We start from the raw sequence: 16,306 nt of genomic DNA on the forward strand, positions 1-16,306 counted from the left end.
GACCTGAACGCAAAATGCAGGAAAAGAACCGCTGAAACTGGATGCAATGGGCAAGGATGAGCGCGATGGGCTGGAAATCTCTGGACGATATGGATCTTGGCGGTAAGCGGGTTCTGGTGCGCGTGGATATCAACGTACCGGTCGCGGATGGCGTGGTGACCGACGACACCCGCATTCAACGGATCGTGCCAACCGTGCGCGATATCCTCGCCGCAGGCGGTAAACCCATCCTGCTGGCCCATTTCGGACGCCCCGGTGGTCAGCATGTACCCGAGCTGTCATTGAAGCAGCTTGTGCCAGCACTTGAATCCGCTTTTGGGGCTCCCGTGCGCTTTGCCGATGATTGTGTGGGCTATGAGGCTGAAACCGCCGCCTCCGCCCTGACGGAAGGTGAAGTTCTGCTGCTGGAAAACACCCGCTTCCATGCCGAGGAGACCAAGAACAGCGTCCCACTTGCCCAAGGCATGGCAAAGCTGGGCGACATCTATTGCAACGATGCCTTCTCGGCCGCGCACCGCGCCCACAGCTCGACCGAGGCGCTGGCCCGTCTGCTGCCCGCCTGTGCCGGACGCCTGATGCAGCAGGAACTGAGCGCACTTGAGGCCGCCCTGGGCGCGCCCAAGCGGCCTGTCACAGCGGTTGTCGGGGGCGCCAAAGTGTCGACCAAGCTGGACCTGCTGGGCAACCTGATCGAGAAGGTTGACTATCTGGTCATCGGTGGCGGCATGGCGAATACATTCCTACTGGCCCAGGGGATCGATGTCGGCAAATCACTGGCCGAGCACGCCATGACCGATACCGCCGCCGAAATCCTCGGCAAGGCCGAAGCCGCTGGCTGCACGATTGTCTTGCCGCGCGACATCGTCGTGGCCGAAGTGTTCGAGGCCAACGCGCCGCATCAGGTTCTGCCCGCTGATCAGTGCCCTTCGGACGCGATGATCCTGGACGCCGGTCCCGAAAGCGTCGCAGCCGTGTCCGAAGTGCTGGAAAAAAGCCAGACCCTGATTTGGAACGGCCCACTGGGGGCGTTTGAGCTGACCCCGTTCGATGCCGCAACCAATGCGGCGGCGCTGAAGGCGGCTGCACTAACCCGCGATGGCAAGCTGACCTCGGTCGCGGGCGGGGGTGACACGGTCGCCGCGCTGAACGCCTCGGGCGCGGCAACGGATTTCTCATATATCTCTACTGCTGGTGGTGCCTTCCTTGAATGGATGGAAGGCAAGACCTTGCCGGGTGTGGCTGCGCTGGAACTATAAGCGCTCAAACCTCAGGTCTCAGCTTTTTCTACTCAGGGGATTCACAAGCCGAATCACCTGTGACATAGTGCGTCGAGACATCCAAAAAGGGTGCGTTTCTGAGGCAGTATTTCACACGGCGGTTAACACAGTGTCCCGTTCCAATCGGCCCGGTTTAGGGGCTTTCATTTTCTTCACGATCGCCTTCATGCTGGGGGCGTATTTCACCTTTGCCGCCGTTCAAGGGGATTACGGTCTGTTTCGCCGGGTCGAGATTGCCGCCGAGCGCGATGTTTTGTCTCGCGATCTGGCGCAGCTGAACGCCGAGATCGAGCAGATGGAGAACCTGACCCGCCGACTGTCAGACACCTATCTGGATCTCGATCTGCTGGATCAACAGGCCCGCTCAGTGCTCGGCATGATCCGCGCGGATGAGATCGTCATCCGCTGACGAAATTTTTGACTAAGAATCTCTGTACCTTAACGCCCGGAAGATAAGCTGTGGCAGGCCGCAACTCGCGTATCCTGCCCTCGCGTAACATTAGTACTCGCCAGAACGTGTGAAATGCTCTATGAGATAGTTTAACGCTAAACTATCTTGCCGAAAGGGGGAGATCGCCACTATGGCTGCGCGAAAAACCACAAAGAAACCAAATGTTTCTGCGGAAGAACTGACCACATATTACCGCGAGATGCTGCTGATCCGCCGATTCGAGGAAAAGGCAGGTCAACTCTACGGCATGGGTCTGATCGGGGGTTTCTGCCACCTCTACATCGGTCAGGAAGCGGTTGTTGTCGGCCTTGAGGCCGCGACCAAGGAAGGCGACAAGCGCATCACGTCCTATCGCGATCACGGCCACATGCTGGCCTGTGGAATGGACCCGGGCGGCGTAATGGCCGAATTGACCGGTCGCGAAGGCGGGCTGTCCAAAGGCAAAGGCGGCTCGATGCACATGTTCTCGAAAGAGAAGAATTTCTATGGCGGCCATGGCATCGTCGGCGCACAGGTTCCGCTGGGTGCGGGTTTGGCCTTTGCTGACAAGTATAAAGAGAACGGCGGCGTCACCTTCACCTATTTCGGTGACGGCGCGGCCAACCAGGGTCAGGTCTATGAGACCTTCAATATGGCTGCTCTTTGGGAACTGCCGGTGGTATTCGTGATCGAGAACAACCAGTATGCCATGGGCACCGCGCAAGCACGCTCGACCTCTTCGGCCGACATCTACCACCGCGGTCAAGCCTTCGGAATACCGGGTGAAATGGTGAACGGCATGGATGTGCTGGCCGTCAAAGCCGCAGGTGAAAAGGCGGTCGCCCACTGCCGTGCGGGCAAAGGTCCCTACATCCTCGAGGTGAAAACCTACCGCTATCGCGGCCACTCGATGTCTGACCCGGCCAAGTACCGTACACGCGAAGAGGTTCAGAAGGTCCGCGAACAAAGCGACCCGATCGAACATGTACGCGAGCTGCTGCTGACCGGCAAACACGCGACCGAGGATGACCTGAAGGCGATCGACAAAGAGATCAAAGAGGTCGTCAATCAGGCCGCCGAATTCTCGAAAGAAAGCCCCGAGCCGTCGCTGGACGAGCTCTGGACTGATATCTACGCCTGAGAGGACGAATAAGACATGGCAACCGAAATTCTCATGCCCGCCCTTTCGCCCACGATGGAAGAGGGCACATTGGCCAAGTGGCTGGTCAAGGAAGGCGACACCGTATCCTCGGGCGACATCATGGCCGAGATCGAAACCGACAAGGCCACGATGGAGTTTGAAGCTGTCGATGAAGGTATCGTCGGCAAAATCCTGATCGGCGAGGGTACTGAAGGGGTCAAAGTGAACACCCCCATCGCGATCCTGGTTGAAGAAGGCGAAGACGCCTCCGCCCTGCCCGCGGCTGCGCCCGCAGCCGCAGCGGTGGCCGAAGCCGCCCCTGCGGCGGTTGAGGCCCCCGCTCCTGCCGCAGCAGCCCCCGCTGCTCCGGTTGTGGACCTGTCGCCCGATTGGCCTGCCGACGCCGAGATGGCGCAGCAAACCGTACGCGAGGCCTTGCGCGACGCGATGGCCGAAGAAATGCGCGGCGACGAAGATGTCTATCTGATGGGCGAAGAAGTCGCTGAATATCAGGGCGCCTATAAAATCTCTCAAGGCCTGCTCGATGAATTCGGTGCCAAACGTGTCATCGACACCCCGATCACTGAACACGGCTTCACCGGCATTGCCGTCGGCTCGGCCTTTGGCGGGCTGAAACCGATTGTCGAGTTCATGACCTTCAACTTCGCCATGCAGGCGATTGACCAGATCATCAACTCTGCCGCCAAGACGCTCTACATGTCCGGCGGTCAGATGGGTTGCCCCATCGTGTTCCGTGGGCCCAACGGTGCCGCCGCGCGTGTGGCCGCGCAGCACAGCCAGGACTACGCCGCGTGGTACATGCAGATCCCCGGCCTGAAAGTTGTCATGCCCTACTCGGCTGCGGATGCCAAAGGTCTGCTGAAATCAGCTATCCGCGACCCGAACCCGGTGGTCTTTCTGGAAAACGAAATCCTCTACGGTCGCTCCTTCGACGTGCCGCAAGTGGATGACCTTACCATCCCGCTGGGCAAGGCCCGCATCTGGCGCGAAGGCTCTGACGTGACCATCGTCAGCTTCGGCATCGGCATGCAATATGCGCTGGAAGCCGCAGACAAACTGGCCGAAGACGGCATCAGCGCCGAAGTGATCGACCTGCGTACTATCCGTCCGATGGATACTGGCGCGATCATCAACTCGGTGATGAAAACCAACCGTCTTGTGACCGTCGAAGAAGGCTGGCCGCAAGGTTCCGTTGGTAGCTACATCAGCTCGGTGGTCATGCAGGAAGCGTTCGATTATCTCGACGCCCCGGTCATCACCCTCACCGGCAAAGATGTTCCGATGCCATATGCAGCGAACCTCGAAAAGCTGGCGCTAATCACCACTGATGAGGTGATCGCTGCGGCGAAACAGGTGACCTACCGGTAATGGAGATCAGGGGCCGCGATCCAGCAACCGAATGCTACCGTGTCGAGATTGACCTCGATGACCGGACCGTGCGGGCTCTTGTGCCCGAACGGCTGGCGGCGGATATGCGGTTGATCGGCGCGCGCCCCTCGCACCAGACCGCCTATGTCTGGATGGCTGAAAACAAAGACAAAATCGAAGCTGCGATTGCGACTCTCGCACGCGGCACTGGGCGTCCCAAGGCGCCCTTTGACCAAATTACTCTGATTGAGGAGCGCTGAAATGCCCACCGAAATCCTGATGCCCGCCCTGTCCCCGACGATGGAGGAAGGCACGCTTGCAAAATGGCTCGTCAAAGAAGGCGACACGGTCTCCTCCGGTGATCTGCTGGCCGAGATTGAAACCGACAAGGCCACCATGGAATTTGAGGCCGTTGACGAAGGCGTCGTCGGCAAGATTCTGATTGCCGAAGGCACCGAAGGGGTCAAGGTCAACACTGCCATCGCAGTTCTGCTGGAAGAAGGCGAAAGCGCCGATGATATCGCGGCCACGCCTGCCGCAGCTCCCGCGGCTGCACCAGCCGCCGCGGGCAACGAGGCTGCCGCCCCTGCGGCACCCGAGGCGCCCGCCCCTGCCCCGGCTGCGCCTGCCAAGGCCGACGGTGGACGCATCTTTGCCTCACCACTGGCCCGTCGTATTGCCGCGCAAAAAGGCCTCGACCTCACGCAGATTGCCGGTTCGGGTCCACATGGCCGCATCGTCAAGGCAGATGTCGAAGGCGCAACCGCTTCCGCGCCCGCGCCCGCCCCGGCGGCTGCCGCCGCTGCACCAGCACCTGCCGCTGCTCCGGCTGGCCCGTCGGCAGACATGGTCGCCCGGATGTATGAGGGTCGCGAATACGAAGAGATTCAACTCGACGGCATGCGCAAGACCATCGCCGCACGCCTGTCCGAGGCGAAGCAGACAATCCCGCATTTCTACCTGCGCCGGGATATCAAGCTGGATGCGCTGCTGAAATTCCGCAGCCAGTTGAACAAACAGCTCGAAGGCCGCGGCGTGAAGCTCAGCGTCAATGACTTCATCATCAAAGCCGTCGCCAACGCGCTACAGCAGGTCCCCGAATGTAACGCCGTCTGGGCCGGTGACCGGGTTCTGCAACTGAAACCATCGGACGTTGCGGTCGCAGTTGCGATCGAAGGCGGTCTATTCACACCGGTCCTGCAGGACGCCGACACCAAGTCGCTTTCCGCACTCTCAACTGAGATGAAGGACCTTGCTGGCCGCGCCCGCGAACGCAAGCTGGCCCCGCATGAGTATCAGGGCGGCACTTTCGCTGTCTCGAACCTTGGCATGTTCGGCATCGACAACTTCGACGCCATCGTGAACCCGCCGCATGCAGGTATCCTCGCAGTCGGCACCGGGCTCAAGAAGCCGGTCGTCGGAGATGACGGAGAGCTGACGGTCGCGACCGTCATGTCCGTCACCATGTCGGTCGATCACCGGGTCATTGACGGCGCGCTTGGGGCTCAACTGCTGCAAGCCATCGTCGACAATCTGGAAAACCCGATGGTTATGCTGGCCTAAGCCCACCATTACGCGCACAAAAAAAGGCCGCCTCGAACCCCGAGGCGGCCTTTTTCGTCTATTAACTCTGAATTACTGGTCTTTCCCCAGCATATGATCCATCGAGATCGACGGCTGATCGCACCCTGCCTCGCCCACGATCTTGGCGGGAATCCCAGCAACGGTCGTACATGCCGGAACCTCTTGCAGAACCACCGAACCAGCGGCGATACGGCTGCAATGGCCGACCTCGATATTGCCCAGCACCTTAGCACCCGCGCCGATCAGGACACCATCACCGATGGTGGGATGGCGCTGTTCTTCTTCCTTGCCGGTCCCGCCCAGCGTCACCGAATGCAGCATCGACACATTGTCGCCCACAACCGCAGTCTCGCCGATCACGATAGAATGCGCATGGTCGATCATGATACCTTTCCCAATGCGGGCCGCAGGATGGATATCGATCCCAAATATCTCGGACGAGCGCATCTGGAAGAAATACGCCAGATCATGCCGCCCCTTCTTCCATAACCAATGCGCCACACGATAGGCCTGCATCGCCTGATACCCTTTGAAATAAAGGATCGGCTGCAGCAGACGGTGGCACGCCGGATCGCGCTCATAGACCGCCATTAGATCGGCGCGCGCGGCTTCGATCAGTGATTTGTCATCGGCATAGGCCTCATCCACGATCTCGCGCAGCACCATCATCGACATCTCGTTCGAACACAGCTTCGCCGAAATACGATAAGATAACGCCCTTTCCAGGCTGCGATGGTGCAGGATACAGGCATGCACCAACCCACCCATCAAGGGCTCTTTTTCGACTGCGGCGTGGGCCTCAGAAGTGATGCGATCCCAAACAGGGTCCACAGGTGTCACTCGGCTGCGCGTTTCAAACATGGCTTTTCATCCTTTGCTGCGCTTAGAATAGCCATCTAGTCGTAAAATTACCAAACGCAAACCCTTGATATGCACTACAACAAAAAATGAACTCAGCCGATCTGGACCATTTTCGGAAGCTTATTCACCAGCGCCTTCGCGATCTGGCCGCGCAATCCGCCGCCGGTCAGGATGCGCAATCAGTTGTGGAGCTGGATCAACAGGCAGTGGGTCGGCTCAGCCGGATGGATGCGTTGCAAAATCAAGCAATGGCCAAGGCGCAACAGGCCCGGCGCGACACCGAAACGCATCGGCTTCGGGCCGCGCTGAACCGGATGGACGAAGACGAATTCGGCTATTGCGAAGATTGCGGCGAGGAAATAGCGCACGGAAGGCTAGAGCTGGACCTTGCCGCCTCAAAATGTGTCAGCTGCGCATCTGGCTGATTTGGAACCGGATCAGTTTGCGCAGAACCATCTCGAAACATTGGCAATATTGCAGATCGTCGAAATTTGGCTCGTCTGCCAAGGGCCGGCAGCGCGCGGCTGCCATCAACGAGCCATTTCCATAAACAGGATGCAACCGCCCTGTTCTGGCGACATGTCGATCCGCCAGTTCGGCCTCAGCAATCAGGAGGGTGCTTATCCTATCGCGGTCGGTTCGCGGCGCGGCCAGAAAAGCCCGCGCCGCCGCGCTGAGATCTCGGTGCAGGACTGGCCGCACGGCTAGCAGACCGAAAGGCGCGCAAACGCCCCGGGTCCGTAGGTAGCCGAAACCTGCGCGACTGCGATATCGTAGGGTCCGGCCAGCCCGTCATCGGCTTTCATCGCGGCAGAATACTGCCAAACCGGATCACTGGTGACAGTTTCGTGCAACAAAGCACCCTCAGTGAAGACGCGGATCAGATAGGATTCGCTTTCTTCGCCCAGAGGCACATCCAATGCGCTCCAGTCATCGCCGTCAATCCGGGTGCGGCGCACCCACGAGATCTTGTCCCCGGTAGCCGACGCAGAAGCCTGCAAATGCACTGGCGCATAAGGCCTCAGCCCATTGCCATCGAACGCTTCAACCAGATGCACATATGCCGGGTCCTCGTAGCCGCGCGTTGCAGGGCCGATACGGTAATGCTTGGCCATGCGGCGTTCGGTGCGCAGCAATCCGGTCTGATAAACACGTTCATCCAGTAGGACAAAGGTAGACGCTTCAGGCCATACATCCGGCATCAGGGCATCCGTACCCAGCTGACCACGCAAGCGGCCTGACAAATTGTAAACGCCAGTCTCCTGCAAAACCGCATCCGAGAACTGAAACACTTCCCAATTGCCCGGTGTTCCGTCACCGATGGCAGCCAGATTGGCACCACTCAGCAACGCCGAGCGGGGACGAGACTCCAACACGCCATCGATCAAGTTGACACGCAACGCGGCCCCTTCGTCCCAGATCCCAGCGCCTGCGCGTCGCAGGGGTGTTTCGGTGAAGCCAATCACCGCCTGCCCCGCGATCACTTGATGCAAGGTATAGTCCTCATCCTGTGCAGCCGAATAAACAGCCACGTTACCGGGCCAGGGCTCGGCCGATATCGCCAGATACGGCGCATGGGGCGCTTCGGATCCAGTGATCAGCGGCAGATCCATGAACACCGGCAGAACTGGCACCGGAGCAATGAACGGCTTGGCTGCCGCCACATCGTCCAGCACGTCGGACGGCGTATAGACGCCGGGTTCAATCCGTACTGCATCCGCCAATTGCATCTCGGCCTGTTCCAGCCGGTCAATCCGATATAGCGTTCCGTCCCCGGCATCCGGCAAACGCACCACATCGCCGGCCCCGACATGCAGCAGCGAGGGCGGCAGAGCAAAGCGCGCCGTCTCGCGCGAAATGCGGGATTCGCTCAGCCAGCGCTCGACCGTCTGACGCCCTTCGGCCCGGGTCATCGACAGAGGCATTTCGTTGACGGCGACCGAATGGGTTCTGTCATCAGGCAAGACGGCCTCTTCCGCGACAACATCATGGTCCGCATCCGACTGGACGAACCGCAGACGCACACGCCCGGTCATCTCGGCCTCAGCCTCGCGGCGATGTTCCACTGGCCCGTCGATATCCGCGCTGATGGCGATCTGCTCGGGGTCGATGTCAACGGCCTGACGCCCGTCGCGGGTTTTAAACTTCAGCACCCCGTCCCGCTCGATCGCGTCGAACCCATAGCGCAGCATCAGCGGCTGCAAGGCCTGCCGAGCGTTCATTACGTCCTCAACCGCGTAACCGCGTACCACGCCGTAGAGCTCGGACACATCAATCGCCGTCACCCCTGCCTCATGGCAGATTTCTGTCACGACCGAGGCCAGAGTCCGCGACCCGGACCGCCCGTTCAGCCAATGCCCACGTGCATAGTTATCGCCGTCCGACCACTGCGTCCGCAGGTTCGGGAAAGTCGGGAACGGACGCGCATCCCAAGCCCAGACAAAGGCGTTCGACAGGTCCACCATCGGGCCGTCATAGATATCTGAAACCGGGTTGATCTCAGTATCACCCCAATAGCCAAGGACGGCCCGAAGGTACTGAACCATGATAAAATCATCCCGTACTCCATTGGAATAGCGCGGCAAATTCGATTCAGACGACTTTGGGTCCAAGAATTTGTTCGGCTGGTTCGTGCCCTTGTCGATGGCCGCGCAGCCGAGTTCGGTGAACCAGATTGGCTTGGACCCCGGAACCCAACCCGTGGGTGTTTGCTGCCGCACGCCCCCGATCCGCTCATGATGTCGGTTCGCCCACCAGTTGCGCAGGTCCTTGTACCGCCAGACCCACGGCTCGCCATGATCGTCATCAGTGATCGGGCTTCGGATCTGCGCTTCGGCTTCCTCGGGTGACGCATAGTACCAATCATACCCCTCGCCGCCTTCGATATTGCCGCGCAGATAGTCCAGATCGTAGATCGACCCATTCGACACCTCAGCGTCCAGATGCGAGCCCCCATCCCGCCAGTCGGACAGCGGCATATAGTTGTCGATGCCGACAAAATCTATGTTCTCATCGGCCCAAAGCGGGTCGAGGTGGAAATACCGGTCTCCGGTGCCGTCTTGCGGCTGATACCCGAAATACTCGGTCCAGTCTGCGGCATAGCCGATCTTAGTTTCCGGCCCCAATATCGCGCGCACTTCCGCGGCCAGAGACCGCAGCCCCGCAACTGCAGCGAAGCCAGACGCGCCGCGGATTTGCGTTAGCCCGCGCATCTCGGACCCGATGCAGAAGGACTCCACGCCGCCCGCCGCCTTGCACAGGGCCGCATAGTGCAGAATGAACCGCCGTAACCCCCATTCACTTGGGCCGCGATAGGTCACTTTGCTGCCGCTGGTCGAGAAATGTGACGCGCGCGCCGTACCAAAGAACGCCGCCACCTGCGCATCCGCATCGGCAGTTTGATCCGGCGAGCCTGGCCGCCCCGGAGCAACATCCAAAGTGATCCGCCCACGCCAGGGTAAATGAGGTTGATCCGGCGCATCGGACCACGGATCAGGCAGGCCGTTGCCCTCTGATTGCTCCATCAAAATAAACGGATAAAACATAACCCGTTTGCCCGAGCTCTTCAGGTGCCCGATCGCCTGCACTACGGCCGCATCAGCCGGTGTGCCGCCATAAACCGGACGCCCATCCTGCCATTTCACCTGCCCCGCCGCAGTTCGGGACAGACCTGAAACACTCCAGGGCATGTTTGCGCCCTCGATATTCTTGCGTTCAACCTTGGGGCGGATCTGGCATTCTCCGCAGCGCAAATCATCGCCGAACCACGACACGATCAACGAAGCCGCCTCGCAGCCCGGCAATTCCTGGCCGAGCGCCCGCGTCGAGGTCACCAGATCGGACTTGCCCGATGGTGAATTGAAATTCGCCGCCCAACTGCGCCCCCGGCCCTTGGTGTAATTAACCTGAGATGAAGCCAGTGCGTATTCACCCGTACCCGGCATCAAGGCCACCCCCTTGATGATCCGAGACAGCGCGTCCTCGGCATCCGGCATCTCGTCTTGTTCCTGCCGCACCACCTCGAACGAGAATTGCGGCACGCGGTTGCCAAAGGGGCCCAGCGCCAGATCTTCGATCACCACATAAGCCGTTCCGCGATAAGCGGGCACCGTGCCTGCCCCTTCGACCGCTTCAATGAGCGGGTCGGGCAATTGCTCGTGATCGCCGCGATAAATTCGCATGTTCAGCGATCTACGCTCGACCTCTTCACCATCGGCCCAGACACGCGTGATATCCGCAATCCGTCCCGCGCCCACGGCAATCGCCAGAGACACAGAATAGCTGTAGCTATGCGTGGTTGTCGTTGTCGTCACTTCAACGGGCTTGGGTTTCCCCTTGCCTCCACCGCCACCGCCTGATGTTTGCGTCGTCGTCGAGGTCGATCGGGTTTCCAGAAAGTCCGAGGCCCAGATGACCTGTCCTCCAACTCGCATCCGGCCGTAGACCGTCGCGACGGTCGCACCCTCACCGGTTTCGGTGAGACGGAAACGATCCAGACGCCCGGTCTCGACCACCTCGCTGCCGCCGCCCATTACGGATTGGCTGGCCATCAACCGGTTGTCGATCACCCGCCCCAGCGTCGCCCCGACCGCGCGGCCAATCACCGCCGTGGACAGACCCGCAACCGAGCCCCCGATCGAACCACCTATTGCCGCACCTGCAGCAGACAGAACTATTGTGGCCATCAGAAATCCTCCAGCGGGAATTCGAAACAAGCGACCACGCGGCGACGCCAAGGCTCGCTCAGCGTGTTTTCAACAACACCATGCCCGGTATAGGCGTGGATGAATCGCATCGGGTCTTGGGCGCTGACGATGCCCAGATGCTTTGCCACGGCCGCATCCCGCATCCGAAACAGCAATACATCCCCCGGGGCCAAATCATCGGGCGATTTCTCGACTAGATGGCGACGGGCTGCGGCCCACATGCGTTCCTCACCCTGCGGCTCGGACCAATCCATGCTGTAGACCGGCACCGCCTCAGGCTCATGCCCCATCACCGCGCGCCAAACGCCCCGCAGCAAGCCCAGACAATCAGCGCCTGCACCCCGAACAGAGGCCTGATGAACATAAGGTGTGCCCAGCCATCCGCGCGCTTCGTCCACGATATCTTGTTTTGTCCGCATCACCGCCTGCTTCCCCCTTTGTGTTGACTACTGCGCTTGGGTACGGCCATGACCCAATCCTCGTGCGGCAGGTCAGGGAAGCCCTGAAAATTCAGCATGTTGTTGAACTTCAGTCGGCAAGTGGTCATGCGCTTGTCACACCCGGCGATCAGCTGGACCCGGTCCCCAACCGCCAGCCCGCCGCCAATCGCCGACCACAGCGTGACATCGCGGCCATCTCTGACCTGTTCATCCAGCTTGATCGAGGCCCACAGGCCCTGCGCAGCCCCGTCCAGCACATCCAGCCTGCCGCGTTCAAACCAACCCGCATCAGAACTCTCCGCGCCCTGCAAACGCAAAGCCGCGCCGTCCAGCGCGACAATTTCAGCCTCAGCGCGATAACCCGGCGTCTCCAGGGCAAAGCGGCACGCCTTATCCCCGAACACTGCCGTACAGGGCTTCTGATAAATCCGCCCTAAAGGCCGGTTCAGCAGATCGGTCAACCCGCGCAATTCCGCATGAAACGCCCCGCCAGCGCGACGCAACTCGCCAATCGAACCACGAAACTGCAGCATCCGCTGCTCAGGATCGGCCCAATTGACCAGCCAGGCCCGCACCTCGGCCCCATCAAAGCGCCCCGCCTCGATATCCTCTTCCCGGACCGAGGCATCAGACAGTGCGCCCATCGCCTCGGTATTATCGATCGACAGGCCGGTTGCCTGCTCGATGGCCGCAGCGGTCAGACCGGTGCTGGCTTTGAACACCAGCCCGTCAAAGCTCAGCTCCCTGTCATGATCGGTGAAGCCATAGACCTGTCCGTCGCTACGGGTTATCGCCCAGCAGCGGCAGGTGGTGGTCAAGCCCGTTTGCAAATGCGCCTGTAGCGCCTGTTTATCGCCGTTCATCAGACCCGCACCTCAACCACCGGCACATTGGGCACGTCGCCTGCCTGAAAGCTGGCGACGCTGGTCTGGATCTTGTCCGTGTCGAACCGCACCGGCACGTCGAATTCAAACCCTGCGGTGATCTCGACCTGCTCAGGCGGCGGGGCCGAGAACATCACGCGTCCGATCGCCAAATCGACCTCAAAGTCCACGCCTTCGCGTTGCGCGTCCTGATCCAGCCCCAGCGTCACGGTCCCCAGTACCGGCTTCAGGATTGGCCGCACATAGCTGAACCCGCCCGAGCTGTAGGTCTTGACCAGTTGAAACGAAACCGTCTCGCCATCTCCGCGCGCAATCACCTGATCGCCCTTGTCGACCTCAGCCGTCGCCGCGCCCGATTTGAAATCCGACCAGTCCTTCCAGCGGAATCCAAACATCTGGCCTTGCCGCGCCTCGAAGAAGGAAATCAATGTCTCGATATCGTCTAGCGACCGCATCCCCAGCCCGGCATCATAGCGCCTGCGCGAATGCGCCCAGGGCGTGTTGCGTTCTTCGAACCCGTTGGCCAGCGTCACGATATCCGTGCGCCGTTCCGGCCCACCGACCGAGCCAAAGCTCAGGCTGGCGGGAAATCTCACCTCGTGGAAATTCATCGCCTGCTCCCCTTATCTGTTGCGATTGCCGCGGCCCAATGCGCGGCTCATCTGCGCCGCGATCTGGCCTTGAGAGCGGCGGAACCCCTGCACATCCGGTGTTGAGATATTCATCACCACGTTGACCGCTCGCGCGCCGCCCTGTGACCGCACACCCAGCTTGCCATCGGCCCCGCGCGCCAGTGGCATGATCGCCTCGGGACCCGCCTCACCCATCAACCCGGTGCCGCCTCGCATCGGGAACATGGTCGGACTGCTAACGACCCCACCATTGGCAAACGGCATCACACGGCCCTGAGAAAAACTGCCTCCGTCCGCGAAGGGCAGAATCCCCTGAACCAACCCACCAACCCCGTTGGCCAGCATGCCGCCAAAATGATCCGTCACAGGTTTGATCGCCGCCGAATACGCCGTGCGGATCATCGAGTTCTTCAGCACATCCAGCGCGCCCGACAGGTTCATCCCATCCAGCACCACACCATCGAACGCCTTGCGCAACCCGCCCGACATGCCACGCTCCAGCGTAGCCACATCCTTTCCGGTCTCTTCAAACGCGGCCTTGATCCGTCGCATCTGGCCATCAAATGCCGAGGCCATGGTCGCCGCATCGCCCAGCGCGTCACCCAGCGCCTCTCCCCGCTCCTGCAGGTCGTCAAAACCATCACGATCCGTCATTACGCTCTCCTTGTGTCTTGTCCGGATATGCCGCGAGCAGCGCATCCAGCCCCGCCCGGTTCATCGCCGGCATCCCCGCGCCCTGCCCCAGCATCAGCCGCAGCTCAGCCGGGGTCAGACGCCAGAACTGATCCGGCGTCAGGCGAAGACCGAGGAACCCGGCCCGCATCAGTACGGGCCAGTCGAACCCGCTCACTCGGGCACCATGAAGGCGCGCGCCAGCAGCTCAGCCGCCGCCTTCGCACCCGCCATCGGCCCGCCTGCAATCTCGACATGCAGCAGATCATCGCGGGTCACCTGAGACCCGCCGCCGCGCAGCCCGGCAATAAGCAACGCCAGCACATCGCCGCTGGAATATGCGCCACCCTCGAACCGCTGCACCAGCTCGACCAGAGACCCGGCTTGCAGCTCCTGTTCCAGTTCCGCCAAAGCGCCCAAAGTCAGCTTGAGCACCCGCTGCTCCCCATCGATGGTCAACGCCACCTCGCCCGTCCACGGATTGGCCATCAGAGCGCCGTAAAGCTCAGCGCACCAGCGCTTGCCATGCTCATCTCATAGGTCGCCTCACCGTTATGCGAGCCCGCATATTCGATGCTGCTGACCTGAAACGGGCCTTCGATAATACCGAAATCGGGGATGATCACCTGAAAGCCGGGCGTCTCACCGTCAAAAAACAGCTGGCGCGCACGCTCATCTGTGCCCGCATCCTTGAACACGCCCGAGCCCGAAATCGCGGCCGATTTGACCCCGGCCCCCGACAGCAACTCGCGCCACCCGCCCTGACTTTCCAGGCTGGTCACATCCACACTTTCCGCGTTGAAACTGATCCGCGTGGCGCGCAGGCCCGCGATGGTCTCGAACAGGCCGGTGCCGTTCATATCCACTTTGACCAAAAGGTCTTTTCCGTTCTGGGCAGCCATATGCTCTCTCCGTTGATTGCTTAGTCGTCTTCCACGCGGGCGCGGAATCTCAGATCGATCTGGCGGATCGCGCCGCCAGTTCCCGTGCGCCGGGCGCTAGCGCGTTCGAACCACAGCCCCACCAGATGGCCCCGGTCCAAGCTCAGCGCTGCACCTTCCAGCGCGTCACACACCGCGCCCGCCAATGTCTTGGCCGCACTGAAGCCCGCCGCCTCGGACACCACCGAAACCGTGAACCGGTGCAATGCGCCCGCCCCCGACCGGTCCGAGGCGTCCCGCACCTCCTCCGGCCCGAGCGTCACATAGGTCTGAGGCAGCACCCCCGATGGCACCGCGTCATAGATCGCACCGCCTGACAGGGCGCTTACCTGCACATCCCCCAAAAGCTGCTGAAACACCGCCGCCTGCAAAGCGGCTGCAACGCCATAGCTCATGCCGCCACCTCTTCATCTGCAAAACAGGTCAGATATTGGCCGCGCCCATCACGCTCGGCCACCGCGCGGATGACAAACCGGCGCGTCCCTTCGACAAAGCGCTGATCCGGTGTGGGCCGCAATTTGGACCCCTCGGGCGCGCCCCGCACGACGATCCGGTACCCTACCCGCGACACCGAAGCGCCACCGACAGCGCGTTCCGCCCCACTGCGCGCCGTGACTTCCGCCCAAAGCGAGCCCAGCGCGGCCCAGGTCTCGGTGTATCCCCCCGCGCCATCCGCATTGCGCACCGGAGCCTCCAGCACCAGCTTGCGGTTCAATCGCGGCGCGCTCATTGCGTCACCCCTGCGCCGAAGCGCACCGTGCGGTAACGCTGGATCAGACTGGTCACACCAAACGGCATGCAGCCCGCACCCAGCGCCGTCTCATCGCGATATTCGTAGTAATGCGCCGCCAACAGCAGCACCGCTTGCCCCAGATCAGCGGGCAGCCCGCCCCAATCCGCTGCCATCCCGACAGTGAAGGCAATCTTCACCGAGCTGCCGGTCTGCACCCTTGGCAAGCAGGCCCCAACCGGACGCAACCGAGGGCGCTGCATGTCGCGCTCCAAACGGTAAGCTTCGGCGTCCACAACCGTCTCGGTCCCCGCCGCATCGGTAAGTGTGACAGCAGCGACCGAGACCACCGGGGCCACCGGCAGCACTTCACCTGCTGGATCGCGCCACCCGTTCAGGCTCCACGAGAAATCTCGTTCGATCAGCACCTTACCGGTCCGCGCCTCAATCGCTGCAATGGCCGCGCGCAGAAATCCATTCAACACCTCGTCCTGCACATTGCCCTCGGCAAACCCCGTGCCCAGTCGCAGATGCGCCTTGAACAGATCCACCGGCAGCGCCGCATCCGCGATGGCGGTTTCTTCGATCAACATCATCCATTCACTCCGCAATCTCGGAC

20 protein-coding genes are annotated in these 16,306 nt (G+C 61.2%); 7 read left to right on the plus strand and 13 right to left on the minus strand.

The window, feature by feature from the left end; all coding sequences use genetic code 11:
* The first annotated feature begins 65 nt into the window (after positions 1–65).
* The 6 genes from ACR0AW_RS04270 (at position 66) to ACR0AW_RS04295 (ending at position 5,800) form a co-directional block, all read left to right on the plus strand.
* A complete protein-coding gene (locus ACR0AW_RS04270; protein WP_170512945.1) occupies positions 66–1,256 on the plus strand; it encodes a phosphoglycerate kinase in 1,191 nt (396 codons plus the stop codon).
* A gap of 130 nt (positions 1,257–1,386) precedes the next feature.
* Positions 1,387–1,686: a septum formation initiator family protein gene (locus ACR0AW_RS04275; RefSeq protein ID WP_170565957.1), complete on the plus strand. Its 300-nt coding sequence runs from the start codon at positions 1,387–1,389 to the stop codon at positions 1,684–1,686.
* A gap of 172 nt (positions 1,687–1,858) precedes the next feature.
* Positions 1,859–2,848: a pyruvate dehydrogenase (acetyl-transferring) E1 component subunit alpha gene (gene pdhA, locus ACR0AW_RS04280; RefSeq protein WP_170733365.1), complete on the plus strand. Its 990-nt coding sequence runs from the start codon at positions 1,859–1,861 to the stop codon at positions 2,846–2,848.
* Positions 2,849–2,863: 15 nt separating this feature from the next.
* Positions 2,864–4,237 carry a pyruvate dehydrogenase complex E1 component subunit beta gene (locus ACR0AW_RS04285; protein WP_170733366.1) on the plus strand — a complete coding sequence of 458 codons (1,374 nt, stop codon included), beginning with the start codon at positions 2,864–2,866 and terminating at the stop codon, positions 4,235–4,237.
* Positions 4,237–4,497 (plus strand): hypothetical protein, encoded by a 261-nt coding sequence (locus ACR0AW_RS04290; RefSeq protein ID WP_010442121.1) that lies wholly within the window; start codon positions 4,237–4,239, stop codon positions 4,495–4,497. Before ACR0AW_RS04285 ends, ACR0AW_RS04290 begins: the two co-directional genes overlap by 1 nt.
* 1 nt (position 4,498) lies before the next feature.
* Positions 4,499–5,800 carry a pyruvate dehydrogenase complex dihydrolipoamide acetyltransferase gene (locus tag ACR0AW_RS04295; RefSeq protein ID WP_170733367.1) on the plus strand — a complete coding sequence of 434 codons (1,302 nt, stop codon included), beginning with the start codon at positions 4,499–4,501 and terminating at the stop codon, positions 5,798–5,800.
* A gap of 72 nt (positions 5,801–5,872) precedes the next feature.
* Here the strand turns inward: ACR0AW_RS04295 and cysE are convergent, their stop codons facing one another.
* Entirely contained in the window at positions 5,873–6,682 is an 810-nt protein-coding gene (cysE, locus tag ACR0AW_RS04300) for a serine O-acetyltransferase (RefSeq protein ID WP_170686147.1), read from the minus strand.
* Between the two features lie 86 nt (positions 6,683–6,768).
* On the opposite strand from cysE, the gene ACR0AW_RS04305 reads away from it, so the two are divergent.
* A complete protein-coding gene (locus tag ACR0AW_RS04305) occupies positions 6,769–7,107 on the plus strand; it encodes a TraR/DksA C4-type zinc finger protein (protein ID WP_170396506.1) in 339 nt (112 codons plus the stop codon).
* Here ACR0AW_RS04305 and ACR0AW_RS04310 read toward each other — a convergent pair.
* Genes ACR0AW_RS04310 through ACR0AW_RS04365 form a run of 12 tightly spaced genes read right to left on the minus strand, consistent with a single transcriptional unit; the run spans position 7,088 to position 16,283 of the window.
* A complete protein-coding gene (locus ACR0AW_RS04310; protein WP_480438656.1) occupies positions 7,088–7,384 on the minus strand; it encodes a DUF7742 family protein in 297 nt (98 codons plus the stop codon). The two genes, ACR0AW_RS04305 and ACR0AW_RS04310, sit on opposite strands and share 20 nt — an antisense overlap.
* Before the next feature lie 2 nt (positions 7,385–7,386).
* Positions 7,387–11,367: a baseplate multidomain protein megatron gene (locus ACR0AW_RS04315; RefSeq protein WP_170733369.1), complete on the minus strand. Its 3,981-nt coding sequence runs from the start codon at positions 11,365–11,367 to the stop codon at positions 7,387–7,389.
* Positions 11,367–11,807, minus strand: coding sequence for an NlpC/P60 family protein (locus tag ACR0AW_RS04320; protein ID WP_170396502.1), 441 nt, complete (start codon positions 11,805–11,807; stop codon positions 11,367–11,369). Before ACR0AW_RS04320 ends, ACR0AW_RS04315 begins: the two co-directional genes overlap by 1 nt.
* Complete coding sequence (locus ACR0AW_RS04325) at positions 11,807–12,691, minus strand: baseplate hub domain-containing protein (RefSeq protein ID WP_170733370.1); 885 nt, start codon at positions 12,689–12,691, stop codon at positions 11,807–11,809. Before ACR0AW_RS04325 ends, ACR0AW_RS04320 begins: the two co-directional genes overlap by 1 nt.
* On the minus strand, positions 12,691–13,323 hold the full coding sequence (locus ACR0AW_RS04330) for a DUF2460 domain-containing protein (protein ID WP_170733371.1): 633 nt from the start codon (positions 13,321–13,323) through the stop codon (positions 12,691–12,693). The genes ACR0AW_RS04325 and ACR0AW_RS04330 overlap by 1 nt, the downstream gene beginning before the upstream one ends.
* Before the next feature lie 12 nt (positions 13,324–13,335).
* Entirely contained in the window at positions 13,336–13,998 is a 663-nt protein-coding gene (locus tag ACR0AW_RS04335) for a phage tail tape measure protein (RefSeq protein ID WP_170403101.1), read from the minus strand.
* Positions 13,985–14,194, minus strand: a complete 210-nt coding sequence (locus ACR0AW_RS04340; RefSeq protein WP_170422216.1) for a rcc01693 family protein — start codon at positions 14,192–14,194, stop codon at positions 13,985–13,987. Before ACR0AW_RS04340 ends, ACR0AW_RS04335 begins: the two co-directional genes overlap by 14 nt.
* Positions 14,191–14,505: a gene transfer agent family protein gene (locus ACR0AW_RS04345; protein ID WP_170733372.1), complete on the minus strand. Its 315-nt coding sequence runs from the start codon at positions 14,503–14,505 to the stop codon at positions 14,191–14,193. The genes ACR0AW_RS04340 and ACR0AW_RS04345 overlap by 4 nt, the downstream gene beginning before the upstream one ends.
* Positions 14,505–14,918, minus strand: a complete 414-nt coding sequence (locus ACR0AW_RS04350; RefSeq protein WP_170733373.1) for a phage major tail protein, TP901-1 family — start codon at positions 14,916–14,918, stop codon at positions 14,505–14,507. Before ACR0AW_RS04350 ends, ACR0AW_RS04345 begins: the two co-directional genes overlap by 1 nt.
* A gap of 20 nt (positions 14,919–14,938) precedes the next feature.
* Complete coding sequence (locus ACR0AW_RS04355) at positions 14,939–15,352, minus strand: DUF3168 domain-containing protein (RefSeq protein WP_170663689.1); 414 nt, start codon at positions 15,350–15,352, stop codon at positions 14,939–14,941.
* Entirely contained in the window at positions 15,349–15,687 is a 339-nt protein-coding gene (locus ACR0AW_RS04360) for a phage head closure protein (protein ID WP_170733374.1), read from the minus strand. The genes ACR0AW_RS04355 and ACR0AW_RS04360 overlap by 4 nt, the downstream gene beginning before the upstream one ends.
* On the minus strand, positions 15,684–16,283 hold the full coding sequence (locus ACR0AW_RS04365; RefSeq protein ID WP_170733375.1) for a head-tail connector protein: 600 nt from the start codon (positions 16,281–16,283) through the stop codon (positions 15,684–15,686). Before ACR0AW_RS04365 ends, ACR0AW_RS04360 begins: the two co-directional genes overlap by 4 nt.
* Between the last annotated feature and the right edge of the window lie 23 nt (positions 16,284–16,306).

The sequence above is a fragment of the Ruegeria sp. C5 genome, assembly GCF_056537605.1.